The 14,276-nt window shown below is 61.7% G+C and carries 14 protein-coding genes; 3 read left to right on the forward strand and 11 right to left on the reverse strand.

What is annotated here, in order from left to right; all coding sequences use genetic code 11:
• Nucleotides 1-21: 21 nt before the first annotated feature.
• The 4 genes from arfA to leuS form a co-directional block, all read right to left on the reverse strand.
• Nucleotides 22-186 carry an alternative ribosome rescue factor ArfA gene (arfA, locus tag CAF74_RS21265; RefSeq protein ID WP_007958672.1) on the reverse strand — a complete coding sequence of 55 codons (165 nt, stop codon included), beginning with the start codon at nt 184-186 and terminating at the stop codon, nt 22-24.
• A gap of 140 nt (nt 187-326) precedes the next feature.
• Nucleotides 327-1,364 (reverse strand): DNA polymerase III subunit delta, encoded by a 1,038-nt coding sequence (gene holA, locus CAF74_RS21270; protein ID WP_007958673.1) that lies wholly within the window; start codon nt 1,362-1,364, stop codon nt 327-329.
• Nucleotides 1,365-1,403: 39 nt separating this feature from the next.
• A complete protein-coding gene (gene lptE, locus CAF74_RS21275; protein WP_085747653.1) occupies nt 1,404-2,009 on the reverse strand; it encodes an LPS assembly lipoprotein LptE in 606 nt (201 codons plus the stop codon).
• A gap of 87 nt (nt 2,010-2,096) precedes the next feature.
• Entirely contained in the window at nt 2,097-4,703 is a 2,607-nt protein-coding gene (leuS, locus tag CAF74_RS21280) for a leucine--tRNA ligase (protein ID WP_085747654.1), read from the reverse strand.
• A 254-nt stretch (nt 4,704-4,957) separates the two neighbouring features.
• On the opposite strand from leuS, the gene CAF74_RS21285 reads away from it, so the two are divergent.
• Together CAF74_RS21285 and CAF74_RS21290 are read left to right on the forward strand one after the other, a co-directional pair.
• Complete coding sequence (locus CAF74_RS21285; protein ID WP_085747655.1) at nt 4,958-5,281, forward strand: hypothetical protein; 324 nt, start codon at nt 4,958-4,960, stop codon at nt 5,279-5,281.
• Nucleotides 5,282-5,386: 105 nt separating this feature from the next.
• Nucleotides 5,387-6,166, forward strand: coding sequence for a YdcF family protein (locus CAF74_RS21290; protein ID WP_085747656.1), 780 nt, complete (start codon nt 5,387-5,389; stop codon nt 6,164-6,166).
• A gap of 73 nt (nt 6,167-6,239) precedes the next feature.
• Here the strand turns inward: CAF74_RS21290 and lnt are convergent, their stop codons facing one another.
• The 5 genes from lnt to miaB form a co-directional block, all read right to left on the reverse strand.
• On the reverse strand, nt 6,240-7,763 hold the full coding sequence (gene lnt, locus CAF74_RS21295) for an apolipoprotein N-acyltransferase (protein WP_085747657.1): 1,524 nt from the start codon (nt 7,761-7,763) through the stop codon (nt 6,240-6,242).
• A 17-nt stretch (nt 7,764-7,780) separates the two neighbouring features.
• The gene (locus CAF74_RS21300; RefSeq protein ID WP_007909641.1) at nt 7,781-8,620 is read right to left on the reverse strand and encodes an HlyC/CorC family transporter; all 840 of its coding nucleotides are present in this window, start codon (nt 8,618-8,620) and stop codon (nt 7,781-7,783) included.
• Nucleotides 8,621-8,625: 5 nt separating this feature from the next.
• A complete protein-coding gene (ybeY, locus tag CAF74_RS21305) occupies nt 8,626-9,120 on the reverse strand; it encodes an rRNA maturation RNase YbeY (protein WP_007958682.1) in 495 nt (164 codons plus the stop codon).
• On the reverse strand, nt 9,113-10,117 hold the full coding sequence (locus CAF74_RS21310; protein WP_085747658.1) for a PhoH family protein: 1,005 nt from the start codon (nt 10,115-10,117) through the stop codon (nt 9,113-9,115). The genes ybeY and CAF74_RS21310 overlap by 8 nt, the downstream gene beginning before the upstream one ends.
• A gap of 195 nt (nt 10,118-10,312) precedes the next feature.
• Complete coding sequence (miaB, locus tag CAF74_RS21315) at nt 10,313-11,641, reverse strand: tRNA (N6-isopentenyl adenosine(37)-C2)-methylthiotransferase MiaB (RefSeq protein WP_074691567.1); 1,329 nt, start codon at nt 11,639-11,641, stop codon at nt 10,313-10,315.
• Between the two features lie 132 nt (nt 11,642-11,773).
• Between miaB and CAF74_RS21320 the strand changes: the two genes are divergently transcribed.
• Entirely contained in the window at nt 11,774-12,103 is a 330-nt protein-coding gene (locus CAF74_RS21320) for a DUF1820 family protein (RefSeq protein ID WP_007958692.1), read from the forward strand.
• Nucleotides 12,104-12,201: 98 nt separating this feature from the next.
• On the opposite strand, the gene CAF74_RS21325 is transcribed toward CAF74_RS21320, so the two are convergent.
• Both CAF74_RS21325 and hemL read right to left on the reverse strand, forming a co-directional pair.
• Entirely contained in the window at nt 12,202-12,756 is a 555-nt protein-coding gene (locus CAF74_RS21325; RefSeq protein WP_003228518.1) for a tetratricopeptide repeat protein, read from the reverse strand.
• A gap of 226 nt (nt 12,757-12,982) precedes the next feature.
• Entirely contained in the window at nt 12,983-14,266 is a 1,284-nt protein-coding gene (hemL, locus tag CAF74_RS21330; protein ID WP_064599654.1) for a glutamate-1-semialdehyde 2,1-aminomutase, read from the reverse strand.
• Nucleotides 14,267-14,276 lie beyond the last annotated feature (10 nt).

Below are 14,276 nucleotides of genomic sequence, written 5' to 3' on the forward strand. Positions count from 1 at the left end.
ATGAGGAAGGGGTGCTGTGCTTCAAGCGGCCAGAAAGTAAGAAGCCTCCCAGCTGTCAGACTGGAAGGCTTCGCGGCGGTAGCTGCCTTTACCCTTGGTTGGTCGTTCCTGGCGGCTGCGGAACAGGGGTTGGGCGACGATGGATTTAGCCTTGTTGTGGCCATGTTTCGATGGCTTTTTGCTCATGAGGATTCTCTCGATCGAGTGGGGTTTTGCGCGGCAGATAATCTGCCGATCTCGAGCATCTGTCTATAGGACCGAGGACGGGATGTTCTGTAGGAAACGGACTTGGTAAAAAACGGGATCGCAGAGCGCGATCCCGGATCTCATTCGGCAGGCAATGTCAGCCGCTGACCGGCCATCAGCAGCGCCAACCGGCTCAGGCTCATCCACGGCGAGCCCGCCGCCTGGCCCTTGATCTGCGCATCGATGCGCTGGGCTTCGAGCAGCAACTGCGCCCAGCGTTGCGCCGAGTAGCGTTGCAGGGCCTTGCTCATCAGCGGTTTGCGCTTGTCCCAGACCGGCGGCTTGGCCTGACTGAAGCACTTGTCCAGCGGTGTGCCCTGACTGTATTGCAACGAGATGTTGGCCAGCAGGCGCAACTCACGGGCCAGGGCCCAGAGAATCACCGGCGGCTCGACCCCTTCACCGCGCAGCCCTTCGAGCATGCGCAGGGCGTGGGCTGGTTCGCCGTTGAGCACCGCGTCGGTCAGGCCGAACACGTCGAAGCGCGCACTATCGGCCACGGCCGCCTGCACGGTTTCGACGGTAATCTGCCCGCCCTCGGCCATCAGCTTGAGCTTTTCGATCTCTTGCGCAGCGGCCAGCAGGTTGCCTTCGACCCGCGCGGCAATCAGCTCGACCGCGTCCTGGCTGGCTGACAGGCCGGCCTGGGACAGGCGCTGACGAATCCAGCTCGGCAACTGGTTGGCGTCCACCGGCCAGATCTGCACGAACTGGGTCTGCTGACCTTCGACCAGCGCCTTGCCCCACTTGGTTTTCTGCGCGCTACCGTCCAGCTTCGGCAGGCTGATCAACAGCACCGTGTCTTCTGCCGGGCGCGAGCAGTATTCGATGAGGGCGGCCGCGCCCTTGTCACCGGGCTTGCCCGAAGGCAGGCGCAGTTCCAGCAGGCGTTTTTCGGCGAACAGCGACATGCTGGCGCCAGCCTGCAGCAACGTCCCCCAATCGAAATTGGCGTCGGCGGCAAAGACCTGGCGTTCGTCGAATCCTTGCTGACGGGCGGCAGAGCGAATGGCGTCGGCAGCTTCCTGGCACAGCAGCGGGTCATCGCCGCTGATGATGTAGACCGGCGCGAGAGCGCCTTGCAGGTGTTTGCCGAGTTGGGCGGGAGCGAGCTTCATAAGAGAGGGCGAACGGGGCGCCTGAGCGCCCCGAACGTCTTACTGCTGCGGCAGTTCGAGCGGCGACTGGCGCGGGGTTTCCGCTTCAGCCTTCTGTGCCGCTTCGAGGGCGTCGGCTTCTGCCTTGGCCCGTGCATTGGCGGTTTGCTGCAGAGCGTCAAGCTGTGCCGGCGTCAGTTGTTGCAGACGCAGCATCATGCGCTGTACCAGCTCGCGGCGGGTTTCACGGCGGGCATCGTTGGCTTCCTGGTCGGAACCCACCAGGTTGTTGCCGTCGTGGATGAACACTTTCTGCACTTCAAGCTTGTCGCTTTTCAGCAGCAGATCTTTTTCGCCACGGATATCGTAGGTAAGGACGGTGCTGACCTGGTACTCGCCGGTACGACCGGCGCCGGCGTAGCTGAGAATCCGCTGGGATTCCTGCTCATCGGCCAGATACAGCTTGTACGGTGCACCGGTAACGACCTTGACGCCGCTGGACTCCAGCACCTGACGCAGTTGCGTCACGGTTTCGCCGTAGGCGTTGCGGGCGCTCAGGTCGAGCTCCTTGATCGATAGCTCATTGGTGCCGGTGCCACGCAGCTGGAAACCGCAGGCGCTCAACAGGACGGCGAGGCCCATCACCAGCAGATTGCGTTTGATCATTGTGTTGCTCCCCTTGAAACCATGTGGGCCGACTCTGTGGCCCGAAAGGTTTTACTGGGCGTCAGGCACACCTGACGCCCGATCCAATTAGCTGGCGACGATATTGACCAGTTTCCCGGGCACTACGATCACTTTGCGAATCGTCAGGCCGTCAACGAAACGCAGCACGTTTTCGTTGGCGCGCGCTGCCGCTTCGACTTCTTCACGGGTGGCGGCGGCCGGCATTTCGATCTGGCCACGCAGCTTGCCGTTGACCTGGATCACCAGGGTCAGGCTGTCCTGCACCAGCGCGCTTTCGTCCAGCACCGGCCAGCCGGCGTCGATCACCGGATCGGCGTGGCCTAGACGGTTCCACAGCTCGTGGCTGATGTGCGGCGTGATCGGTGCGAGCAGCAGCGTCACGGTTTCCAGACCTTCCTGAACCAGTGCGCGATCCTGTTCGGTCGCTTGCGCGGCTTTTTCCAGCACGTTCATCAGCGTCATCACCTGGGCGATGGCGGTGTTGAATTTGTGGTTCTGGCCGACGTCGTGGCTGGCCTGCTTGATCGCCTGGTGGATCGCACGACGAATGACTTTCTGTTCGTCATTCAGTGCGGCGATGTCCAGTTTGCCCGGCAGGCCCTGAGTGATGTGGGCCTGAGCCAGACGCCAGACGCGCTTGAGGAAGCGGTGCGAGCCTTCCACGCCGGAGTCCGACCATTCAGCGCTCATGTCAGGTGGCGAGGCGAACATCATGAACAGACGGCAAGTGTCGGCGCCGAACTGGTCGATCATCGACTGAGGGTCGACGCCGTTGTTCTTCGACTTGGCCATCTTCTCGGTGCCGCCGATTTCCACCGGCAGGCCGTCGGCGATCAGCTTGGCGCTGATGACCTTGGCCTTGCTGTCGCGCTCGAGTTCCACGTCCGCCGGGTTGAACCAGGTGTAGGCACCGTTGGCTTCACGACGATAGTAAGTCTCGGCGACCACCATGCCCTGGGTCAGCAGATTCTTGAACGGCTCGTTGGAGCTCACCAGGCCTTCGTCACGCATCAGCTTGTGGAAGAAGCGCGCGTAGAGCAGGTGAAGAATGGCGTGTTCGATACCGCCGATGTACTGATCCACCGGCAACCAGTGGTCGGCCGCGGACTTTTCCACCAGGCCGCCTTCGAAGTGCGGCGAGGCGTAACGGGCGTAGTACCAGGACGACTCGACAAAGGTGTCCATGGTGTCGGTTTCACGCTTGGCAGGCTGACCGCATTTCGGGCAGGCGCACTCGTAGAACTCGGGCATGCGCGCCAGCGGCGAACCGGCGCCGTCCGGCACCACGTCTTCCGGCAGGACGACAGGCAGTTGATCTTCCGGCACCGGCACGTCACCGCAGGCATCGCAGTGGATGATCGGGATCGGGCAACCCCAGTAGCGTTGACGGCTGATGCCCCAGTCGCGCAGGCGGAACTGGGTGCGCGAGGCGCCGAGGTTTTTCTTGATCAGGGCGACTTCCATGGCGTCGAACGCGCCAGCGAAGTCCAGGCCGTCGAACTCGCCGGAGTTGATCAGCGTGCCGTGCTCGCCGTAGGCGTCCTGCCATGGCGCCGGGTTGGTTTCACCGGAGCTGGTGCGCACCACGGATTTGACCGGCAGGTTGTACTTGTGGGCGAATTCGAAATCGCGCTCGTCGTGCGCCGGCACCGCCATGACCGCGCCGTCGCCGTAGTGCATCAGCACGTAGTTGGCGACCCACACCGGCAGTTTTTCGCCGGTCAGCGGGTGCTCGACGAACAGGCCGGTCGGCAGGCCTTTCTTCTCTTGAGTGGCGACGTCGGCTTCGGCGACGCTGCCGCCCTTGCATTCGGCGATGAACGCTTGCAGCTCAGGGTTGTTCTTGGCGGCGAGAGCAGCCAGGTGGTGCTCGGCAGCCACGGCGACATAAGTCGCGCCCATCAGGGTGTCCGGGCGGGTGGTGAAGACTTTCAGGGTGCCGCTTTCGCCGATCGAATCGACGTTGTACGGGAACTGCACCTCCATCCCGCGCGACTTGCCGATCCAGTTGCGCTGCATGGTCTTGACTTGCTCGGGCCAGCCGGTCAGTTCGTCGAGGCTCTCCAGCAGCTCATCCGCGTAAGCGGTGATCTTGAAGTAGTACATCGGGATTTCGCGCTTTTCGATCAGCGCGCCGGAACGCCAGCCGCGACCGTCGATGACCTGCTCGTTAGCCAGAACGGTCTGGTCGATCGGGTCCCAGTTCACGGTGCCGTTCTTGCGGTAGATCACGCCTTTTTCGAACAGGCGAGTGAACAGCCATTGTTCCCAGCGGTAGTAATCCGGTTTGCAGGTGGTGACTTCGCGCGACCAGTCCACCGCCAGGCCCAGGCTGCGCAGCTGGGACTTCATGTAGGCGATGTTTTCGTAGGTCCACTTGGCCGGAGCCACGTTGTTCTTCATCGCGGCGTTTTCCGCCGGCATGCCGAAGGCGTCCCAACCCATCGGTTGCAGAACGTTCTTGCCGAGCATGCGCTGGTAGCGGGAGATCACGTCGCCGATGGTGTAGTTGCGCACGTGCCCCATGTGTAGCTTGCCGCTGGGGTAAGGGAACATCGACAGGCAGTAGTAAGTCTCCTTGCCTGGCTGTTCACTGACTTCAAAGGACTTTTGCTCGTCCCAGAACGACTGGGCGGCGGCTTCGATTTCACGGGGCTGATATTGTTCGTGCATGGCTACTTTTGTACTGGATAGGGGTGGCCTAATCCTCTTCAATGCGACGTTCGGGGCGTGCCGGACGAGCTGGAAGTGGAGTTACAGGAAGCGCCGTAGCATACATGACCGCGCTCGGCCTAGGGAAACCCTGATTGCAGCCGTTTGACCGGCTGAAATTGCGGCGAGGGCCGTTGGTCGCGGCGTGCAGCCGGTTTGTGCAGCGAAGCTAAGCTCTAACTGGGGAGTGAGTCTTATCTTCAATGAGGTGAGGGATGGTGGAGTCACAGCAAAAAAACGTTACCAAACCCGAGTTGTACGAGCGGTTGATCGATCGTCTGGGTATGGCCCTGGACGCGGCAAAAACCGCTGGAAGGCTGCGCGACGAGCGCCCCCTGGAGCTGGAATTGCGTGGCTTGAGTCCCGCCGAGTTCAAACTGGTCAAGGCCTATCTGGATCGCAGTGAGCGTGAAACCCACGGATACCTGTCACAAGCCGTGAAACAACTCGATGCAGCCCATACGGCCAAGGTCATCTGGCTCAAGGACAAGGCGCCCGGCAGAGACACCGTCAAGGTGCGGACTCTGCAGGCCAAGTAAACGCATGGCAGGTCAAAAAGCGGATCTTTTTCAACGGGATCCGACCCTACTGGTTGTCGCACGGTATCAACCCACTTAGGCTTCGGGCATCTTTGGAGATGCTCGATGCCTTTTCGTTATTTCATTAAACAACTTCTATTGCCACCCGGCCTTCTTTTGCTGCTGTTGCTGGCGGCCTGGTGGCTGCGTCGCTCGCGGCCACGGCTGGCGGGGCTGTGTTTTGCCCTAGGGTTTGGCGGTTTCTGGCTGATGAGTCTGCCGGTGGTCGTGCAGTGGGGCGCCAAGGCGTTGGAGCGTGAGCCGCCGCTGGCCCGGGAAGCATGGACAAGCCTGGCGCAGCGCGCCGATGCGATTGTGGTGCTGGGCTCCGGTCGTGAGCGCGGCGATCTCGCCTGGGGCGAAGATCAGCCGACCGGTGTCGGGCTGGAGCGCCAGCGTTACGCGGCGCGACTGGCCAAGGCTTCGGGGTTGCCGATTCTGACCAGTGGTGGCCTGCATTACGGTACGCCGCCGACTGAAGCCAAATTGATGGCCGACTCGTTGCGTGATGATTTCGGTGTGACGGTGCGCTGGCAGGAAGGGGAGAGCCGCACCACGTGGGAAAACGCCGAATTCAGCGCCAAAGTGCTGTTGCCGGAAGGCGTCAAACGCATCGTGCTGGTGACCCAGGCCTGGCACATGCCGCGAGCGGTGTGGAGTTATCAACAGGCAGGATTCGAAGTGGTGCCGGCGCCGGTTGGTTTTCTAGGTACGGACAATGCCCGGCCGTTTGGCGGCTGGCTGCCTGAGTTCAAGTCGATCTGGCAGAGCGGGCAGTTGATGAACGAAGCGGTGGGGCAGATCGGTTATTCGATGTTCTATCGAGGGGGTGACAGCGCCGATTGACGCGGTGTCGTTGGTGGCGCCTTCGCGAGCAAGCTCGCTCCCACAGCGGTCATCTGTGGGAGCGGGCGATATCTCAGAGTGTCTTGGACATCCGGTTGGTCATCAGCGCCCAGCCGAACAGCACCACGCACAGGATGACCAGCGGCCACGAGCGCCATTGCAGATACGGCGTCAGGTTGTGCATCGGCACCACTTCGCCGTACAGCACGCCCTGTTCGAACTGCGGAATGCGCTCGGTGATCTGGCCAAACGGGTTGATCAGTCCGGTCACGCCGTTGTTGGTCGCACGAATCATCCAGCGTCCGGCTTCAAGCGCGCGCATCTGCGCCATTTGCAGGTGTTGCAACGGGCCGATGGACGTACCGAACCAAGTGTCGTTGCTGATCGTCAGCAGCAGATCGCTGCGTGCCGCCAGGCCTGCGGCGAACTCCGGATACACCACTTCGTAGCAGATGAACGGCGCGATCTGATATCCCTTGGCCTGCAACAAGGCCTGATCGGCAGGGCCGCGGGCGAAGTCGGACATCGGCAGGTCGAAGAATGCGATCAGCCCGCGCAGGATGTCCTGCAACGGTACGTACTCGCCGAACGGCACCAGTTTCTGCTTGAGATAGGTGCCATCGCCTTCGCCAACCACGGTGATGCCGTTGTAGAAGCGTCTCTCGTGGTGAACCATTTCGCGGATCGGTACGCCGGTGATCAGCGCCGATTTACGCTCGGCGGCGAAGTTGCCCATCATGGTCAGGTAGCCCTCGGCGGACTCCTTGAGCACCGGGACGGCGGTTTCCGGCCAGATCAGCAGGTCCACCGGTTTGGAGCGGAAACTCAGGTCGCGGTACAGCGCCAGTTGCGCATTGAGTTCGGCCGGGTCCCATTTCATGCTTTGCGCGACGTTGCCCTGAATCGCGGCAACGGTCAGCGGCGCGCCCGCCGGGCTGGTCCAGGCATGGCCCTTGAGCGCAATGCCCGCCGCCCATGGCCCGATCAGCAATACCAGGCCGGCAGCGATGAAGGCTTTGCGGCGGGTTTGCAACAGGCGCGGTGCGTTGTAGATCAGTGCAGCGGTCAGTGCCAGGACGAACGACACCAGCCACATGCCGCCTACTGGCGCGAGCCCGGCCAGCGGGCCGTCGAGCTGGCTGTAACCGGAATACAGCCACGGGAAACCGGTGAGGAACCAGCCACGGAAAGCTTCCTGACCCACCCACAGCGCCGCGAACGCCAGGGCGTCGGCCGCCGGCGCTTCATTACGCCGCAACCAGCGCGCCCAGAGCCACGCAGGCAGAGCGAAGAACCAGGCAATGGCCGCCGTGAAGATCAGCATCAGGAACCCGGCCAGCAGCACCGAAGCGCCGCCGAAGTGGTGGATGCTGTAATAGATCCAGCTGGTGCCGGCGCCGAACAGGCCGAAACCGAAGCACCAGCCACGGCCCAGGGCTTGTCGCGGGCTCAGCTCGCGCAGGCCGGCATAGAACAGGCCGACCGCCAGCAACGCCAGCGGCCAGAGATCGAACGGTGCCAGAGCGAAGGTGGTGATTGCACCGGCCGCCACGGCCAGCAGGTTACCGGGCCAGCCGGGGCGGGTTGTCCAGCGCATTTCAATCCTTAGATTTTTTACCGGGCGATTGGGGTCAGTCGCAGCAAATGAATCCGACGGCTGTCGGCGTTCAGGATGCGGAAACGATAGGCGCCGATTTCAGTGATTTCGTTGCGTTTTGGCAAGTGCCCGAACGCGCTCATCACCAGCCCGCCGACGGTGTCGAACTCGTCGTCGGAGAATTCGCTGTCGAAGAACTCGTTGAAGTTCTCGATCGGCGTCAGGGCCTTGATCAGGAAGTCACCGCTGGGCAGCGGCTTGATGTAGCTGTCTTCTTCGACGTCGTGCTCGTCTTCGATGTCGCCGACGATCTGCTCGAGCACGTCTTCGATGGTCACCAGGCCGGCCACGCCGCCGTATTCGTCGATCACGATGGCCATGTGGTTGTGGTTGGCGCGGAATTCACGCAGCAACACGTTCAGACGCTTGGACTCCGGCACGAACGTGGCCGGGCGCAGCAGGTCCTTGATGTTGAAGCTGTCGCCGTTCTCCTTGAGGATCAGCGGCAGCAGATCCTTGGCCAGCAGCACGCCCATCACGTCGTCATGGCTTTCGCCGATGACCGGGTAGCGCGAGTGGGCCGAGTCGACAACGGCAGGGAGGAATTCGCGGGGTGTCTGGGTCGCCTTGATGCTGATCATCTGCGAGCGCGGCACCATGATGTCGCGAACCTGCAGGTCAGCCACCTGGATGGCGCCTTCGACGATGGCCAGCGCTTCGCTGTCCAGCAGTTTGTTCTGATGTGCATCGCGCAGCAGCTCAAGCAGCTCCTGGCGGTTCTTCGGCTCGTGGGCAAAAGCCTGGGTCAGTTTACCCAGCCATGACTTTTGCCCGTTGCTCGATCGATCTTCGCTCATAGCGATTACTCTGAATCCTTTGTTGTAACAGTAGGGGATGTTTCGGTTTCGTCGTCCGCGTACGGATCGGGATAACCCAATTCGGCAAGCAACTCGCGTTCCAGTGCTTCCATTTCCTCGGCTTCCTCGTCATCTATATGGTCGTAACCCAGCAGATGCAAGCAGCCGTGAATGACCAGATGTGCCCAGTGGGCCTTTAGTTCCTTGCCCTGTTCGGCGGCTTCGCGCTCGACCACCGCCACGCAGATCACCAGATCGCCCAGCAGCGGGATGTCTAGGAACTCGTCGGGCACTTCGGCGGGAAAGGACAGGACGTTGGTCGCGTAATCCTTGTGGCGCCAGGTGTGATTCAGTTCGCGGCCTTCTTCCTCGTCGACCAGACGAATGGTCATTTCCGAGTCGGCGGTGCGCTGACGCAAGGCCAGTTCGCACCATTGGCGGAATTCGGCTTCGGTCGGCGCAGACGCTTCGGTCGCGATTTGCAGGTCAAGCTCAAGCATCGTGGCGGGTGTCCTTTGGCGCTTCATCAGCAACACGCGTCTCGAAGCGCTCGTAGGCTTCGACGATGCGTTGCACCAACGGGTGGCGCACCACGTCTTTGGGCTGGAAGTGGGTGAAGCTGATACCCGGCACATCCTTCAGGACTTCGATGACGTGATGAAGTCCGGATTTGGTGCCGCGCGGCAGGTCAACCTGGGTGATGTCGCCGGTGATCACGGCCGTGGAGCCGAAACCGATCCGGGTCAGGAACATCTTCATCTGCTCGACGGTGGTGTTCTGACTTTCGTCGAGAATGATGAAGCTGTTGTTCAGCGTGCGACCGCGCATGTAGGCCAGCGGCGCGACTTCGATCACCTGACGCTCGATCAGCTTGGCCACGTATTCGAAACCGAGCATCTCGTAGAGCGCGTCGTAGAGCGGGCGCAGGTACGGGTCGATCTTCTGCGACAGATCGCCGGGCAGGAAGCCGAGTTTCTCACCCGCTTCGACCGCCGGACGCACCAGCAGGATGCGCCGGATCTGCTCGCGCTCCAGCGCATCGACGGCGCAGGCGACAGCCAGGTAAGTCTTGCCGGTACCGGCCGGGCCGATGCCGAAGTTGATGTCGTTGCCGAGAATTTCCTTCACATAGCGCAGCTGGTTCAAGCCGCGTGGGCGAATCATGCCTTTCTTGGTGCGCAGGGCGACGGAGGCTTCGGCGGGGGCGGGGTTGTCCAGTTGCTCGACGGCCGATTCCTGGAGGAACAGGTGAACCGTATCCGGCGACAGCTCTGAACCCTTGGTTTCCCGGTACAGGCGGCGAATCAGGTTTTCCGCGGAAGTGGTGTGCTTGGGCTCGCCGATCAGCTCGAACTGATTGCCGCGATTGCGGATCTCGATGGCCAGGCGCTGTTCGATCAGCCGCAAGTGCTCGTCGAACTGCCCGCACAGATTGGCGAAGCGGCGAGCCTCAAAGGGCTCGAGGATGAAACGATGTGGTTCGATGGGTGCGTTCAAGGTCGTATTTAGCCGCCCTGGGGCAATTAGGATGAAATCAAGGATAACGCCAGCGGCGTGGGTGCGAAAGCTCTTAAATTGATGCCGTTCCTGTGGGAGCGAGCCTGCTCGCGATGGGCATGAATGCGGTTCATCTGAAAAACCGCGTCATCGTTCATCGCGAGCAGGCTCGCTCCCACAGTTGAACAAAGGGTGTTACTGGATCAGCGAGCCGCGCAGCGAGTGCGGTTGCGCCGCGTCGATGTGGACGTCGGCGAACTGGCCGATCAGGGTCGGATTATCGCAGCGGAAGTTGACGATACGGTTATTCTCGGTGCGCCCTTGCAGCTCGCCCGGGTCTTTCTTCGAATAATCGGTCACCAGAATGCGCTGGACCGAACCGACCATTTGTCGGCTGATCTCGAACCCTTGCTGATTCAAACGGTGCTGCAAGGCGTTCAGGCGTTCTTTCTTCAGTTCTTCCGGGGTGTCGTCGGCCAGATCGGCGGCTGGAGTGCCTGGGCGCTGGCTGTAGACGAACGAGTAGGAAAAATCGAAACCGACATCGGCAATCAGCTTCATGGTCTGCTCGAAATCTTTCTCGGTTTCCCCCGGGAAGCCGACGATAAAGTCCGAGCTGATGCAGATGCCCGGTACGGCGGCGCGCAGTTTGCGCAGCTTGGATTTGTACTCCAGCGCCGTGTGGTTGCGCTTCATCGCGGCCAGGATCCGGTCCGAACCCGACTGCACCGGCAAGTGCAGGTGCTTCACCAGTTCCGGCACTTCGGCGTGGGCCTGGATCAGGCTGTCGGAGAATTCCAGCGGGTGCGAGGTGGTGTAGCGGATGCGGTCGATGCCGTCGACCGCCGCGACGACGCGGATCAGTTCGGCCAGATCCGCCAGACGACCGTCGTGGGTCAGCCCGCGATAGCCGTTGACGTTCTGCCCCAGCAGGGTCACTTCGCGCACGCCGTGTTCAGCCAGGTGAATGATCTCGGCGATCACGTCGTCGAACGGCCGGCTGACTTCTTCGCCGCGGGTGTAGGGCACCACGCAGAACGTGCAGTACTTGCTGCAGCCTTCCATCACCGACACGTAGGCGCTTGGCCCATCGATGCGCGGCTCGGGCAGGTGGTCGAATTTTTCGATTTCCGGGAACGAGACGTCGACTTGCGGCAGCTTGCTGATGCGCGCGGCGTCGATCATTTCCGGCAGGCGGTGCAGGGTCTGCGGGCCGAACACCACGTCGACGTACGGGGCGCGATCACGGATCGCCGCGCCTTCCTGGCTGGCCACGCAACCGCCGACGGCGATCACCATGTCCGGGTTGGCCAGTTTCAGTTCGCGCCAGCGGCCGAGCTGGGAATACACCCGGTCCTGGGCGCGTTCGCGGATCGAGCAGGTGTTGAGCAGGATCACGTCGGCATCTTCGGCGCGCGCCGTGACTTCCAGGGCCTGGTGTTCGCCCAGCAGATCGACCATGCGCGAGCTGTCGTACTCGTTCATCTGGCAACCGTGGGTTTCGATGTAAAGCTTCTTGGCCATGGAATAGGGTCGTCACGTGGTTCAAAGAACCGCGCATTATAGGGAACATGTCCCCAGGTTCCTACCGCTGCGCGTCCGGTGGCTATGCTATAGTTCGCGCCCTCATTTTTACCCCGATGTCGTCCGCCCGCCATGACCAAACGCGAAGCTCCAATCTACAAGGTGATTTTCCTCAACCAGGGCCAGGTGTTCGAAATGTACGCCAAGCAGATCTATCAAAGTGATCTGTGGGGCTTCCTGGAAGTGGAAGAGTTCGTCTTTGGCGAGCGCACGCAAGTGGTCGTCGACCCGAGCGAAGAAAAGCTCAAGGCGCAGTTCGAAGGCGTGGTGCGCAGCTTTGTGCCGATGCACTCAATCGTGCGCATCGATGAAGTCGAGCGACTGGGGACGCCAAAGATCAGTGAAGCCCGTGGCGGTGTTGGCAATGTGATGCCGTTTCCGGTGCCGATGCCCGAGAAGTAAAACCGGGTTTTATGGAGGTGATCGTTCCCATGCTCTGCGTGGGAATGCCGCCTTCGACGTTTCGCGTCGGTGACGAAAAGCGCGGGAACTATCGTTAGTCAGGGCAGGGGCGAGAACGGCGTACGCCCGTCGGCGCTCTGCAGTTCCATCAGGTATTTACGGAAAATTTGCCCGAGCACCTGGGTCGCGGTTTCCAGGTCTTCGCGGGACATCTTTTCAGACACTTCGTCGGCGGTGTCGAGCGCGTCTTCGGCGCCGTTGACCGCGGCCATCTTCAGCACGATATAAGCCTGAATGTTGTTGGCCTGCACGCCTTCACCGTGGAAGAACATGGTGCCGAGCTTGAATTGCGCCTGGGCGTGGCCTTGCAGCGAGGCCTTTTCGAAATAGCTCAGGGCTTGATTGAGGTCGCGCGGCGCATTCTTGCCGTCGTAGTAGAACTCACCCAACTCGTATTGCGCTTGCGCATCCCCCTCATCCGCTGCCTTTTGGCAGGCGGCGAGTGCCTGCGTGACATCTTGCGGCTGAGTATTGAGGGTGCAGCGACCCATCGCCGGGATCAACAACGAGTTGCCGCCTGCTTGTGCATGTGCGAGCAGCGGCTGAAGGAGCAACAGGCAGCCCAAGGCAAGGGTGCGGCCGGTGCGGTTCATGGGAATCGACTTACCTCTGAAGGGCGCGCGGACCCGTCGAGGGATCCAATAAGCGCGCATTATGAAATAAGCAGGGCCATCCTTACAAAGTCTTTACTCGATTTTCTGCTGCGCGGGAAATATATCGCCCACTTTATGGGGGATTTTTGGCAGGCGTGTCGGAAAAGACGTGCGGATGTAGGAGAACGCTGACGCTGGCAATGGCCAACGTCAGCGGCGGGGCGTTTTACTTCAATTTGGCGAAGGCGCGCTCAGCGGCGTCGAGGGTCAGTTTCAGCTCGGCTTCGCCATGGGCGATCGAGGTGAATCCGGCTTCGAAGGCGCTCGGTGCCAGGTACACGCCACCTTCCAGCATCAGGTGGAAGAAGCGGCCGAACAGCGCCGCATCGCTGGCCATCACGTCTTCAAAAGTAACAATGTCGTCGGCACCGCTGAAGTACAGACCGAACATGCCGCCCGCCTGGGTGGTCACGAACGGAATGCCGGCGGCATCGGCGCGCTGTTGCAGGCCGTCGAGCAGACGGGTGGTGTAGTCGGTCAGCTCGGCGTGGAAACCCGGACGGCTGATCAGGCGCAGGGTGGTCAGGCCGGCGGCCATCGCCAGTGGGTTACCCGACAAGGTGCCTGCCTGATAGACCGGGCCCAGCGGCGCGATGCGCTCCATGATCGAGCGCTTGCCGCCGAAGCAGCCGACCGGCATGCCGCCGCCGATGATCTTGCCGAAGGTGGTCAGGTCCGGGGTTACGCCGTAGTAAGCCTGGGCACCGCCGAGGGCGACGCGGAAACCGGTCATCACTTCGTCGAAAATCAGCACCACGCCGTGCTTGTCGCACAGGCTGCGCAGGCCTTCGAGGAAACCCGGCGCCGGCGGCACGCAGTTCATGTTGCCGGCCACTGGCTCGACAATGATGCACGCGACGTCCTGGCCGACTTCGGCGAGCATTTTTTCAACCGCGTCGATGTCGTTGAACGGCAGGGTCAGGGTGTGTTTGGCGAATGCCGCCGGTACGCCGGCCGAGCTTGGTACGCCCTGGGTCAGTGCGCCGGAACCGGCCTTGACCAGCAGACTGTCGGAGTGGCCGTGGTAGCAGCCTTCGAACTTGATGATGCTGTCACGGCCGGTGAAGCCACGGGCCAGACGGATCGCGCTCATGGTCGCTTCGGTGCCGGAGCTGACCATGCGCACCATCTCCATCGACGGCACCAGCGAGCAGACCAGATCGGCCATCTCGGTTTCCATCGCGGTCGGCGCGCCGTAGGACAGGCCGTGTTGCAACTGGTTGCGCACGGCGTCCAGTACGTCCGGGTGGCTGTGGCCGAGGATCATCGGCCCCCAGGAGCCCACGTAATCCACATAACGCTTGTCGTCTTCGTCAGTGACGTAGGCGCCTTCGGCGTGCTTGAAGAACAGCGGCGTGCCGCCAACGCTCTTGAACGCGCGCACCGGCGAGTTCACGCCACCGGGAATGTGTTTCTGGGCGTTGGCAAACAGGGTTTCGGAACGAGACATGATCGGGCTC

Source organism: Pseudomonas sp. R45(2017), from assembly GCF_002112305.1.
GTDB classification, from domain to species: domain Bacteria; phylum Pseudomonadota; class Gammaproteobacteria; order Pseudomonadales; family Pseudomonadaceae; genus Aquipseudomonas; species Aquipseudomonas paraglycinae.

Excerpts from the sequence above, each read along its gene's own strand:
- arfA (WP_007958672.1), bottom strand. The coding sequence starts at position 186 with ATGAGCAAAAAGCCATCGAAACATGGCCACAACAAGGCTAAATCCATC.
- lptE (WP_085747653.1), bottom strand. The coding sequence starts at position 2,009 with ATGATCAAACGCAATCTGCTGGTGATGGGCCTCGCCGTCCTGTTGAGC.
- leuS (WP_085747654.1), bottom strand. The coding sequence starts at position 4,703 with ATGCACGAACAATATCAGCCCCGTGAAATCGAAGCCGCCGCCCAGTCG.
- CAF74_RS21300 (WP_007909641.1), bottom strand. The coding sequence starts at position 8,620 with ATGAGCGAAGATCGATCGAGCAACGGGCAAAAGTCATGGCTGGGTAAA.
- CAF74_RS21285 (WP_085747655.1), top strand. The coding sequence starts at position 4,958 with ATGGTGGAGTCACAGCAAAAAAACGTTACCAAACCCGAGTTGTACGAG.
- miaB (WP_074691567.1), bottom strand. The coding sequence starts at position 11,641 with ATGGCCAAGAAGCTTTACATCGAAACCCACGGTTGCCAGATGAACGAG.
- CAF74_RS21325 (WP_003228518.1), bottom strand. The coding sequence starts at position 12,756 with ATGAACCGCACCGGCCGCACCCTTGCCTTGGGCTGCCTGTTGCTCCTT.
- CAF74_RS21290 (WP_085747656.1), top strand. The coding sequence starts at position 5,387 with ATGCCTTTTCGTTATTTCATTAAACAACTTCTATTGCCACCCGGCCTT.
- lnt (WP_085747657.1), bottom strand. The coding sequence starts at position 7,763 with ATGCGCTGGACAACCCGCCCCGGCTGGCCCGGTAACCTGCTGGCCGTG.
- CAF74_RS21320 (WP_007958692.1), top strand. The coding sequence starts at position 11,774 with ATGACCAAACGCGAAGCTCCAATCTACAAGGTGATTTTCCTCAACCAG.
- hemL (WP_064599654.1), bottom strand. The coding sequence starts at position 14,266 with ATGTCTCGTTCCGAAACCCTGTTTGCCAACGCCCAGAAACACATTCCC.
- holA (WP_007958673.1), bottom strand. The coding sequence starts at position 1,364 with ATGAAGCTCGCTCCCGCCCAACTCGGCAAACACCTGCAAGGCGCTCTC.
- ybeY (WP_007958682.1), bottom strand. The coding sequence starts at position 9,120 with ATGCTTGAGCTTGACCTGCAAATCGCGACCGAAGCGTCTGCGCCGACC.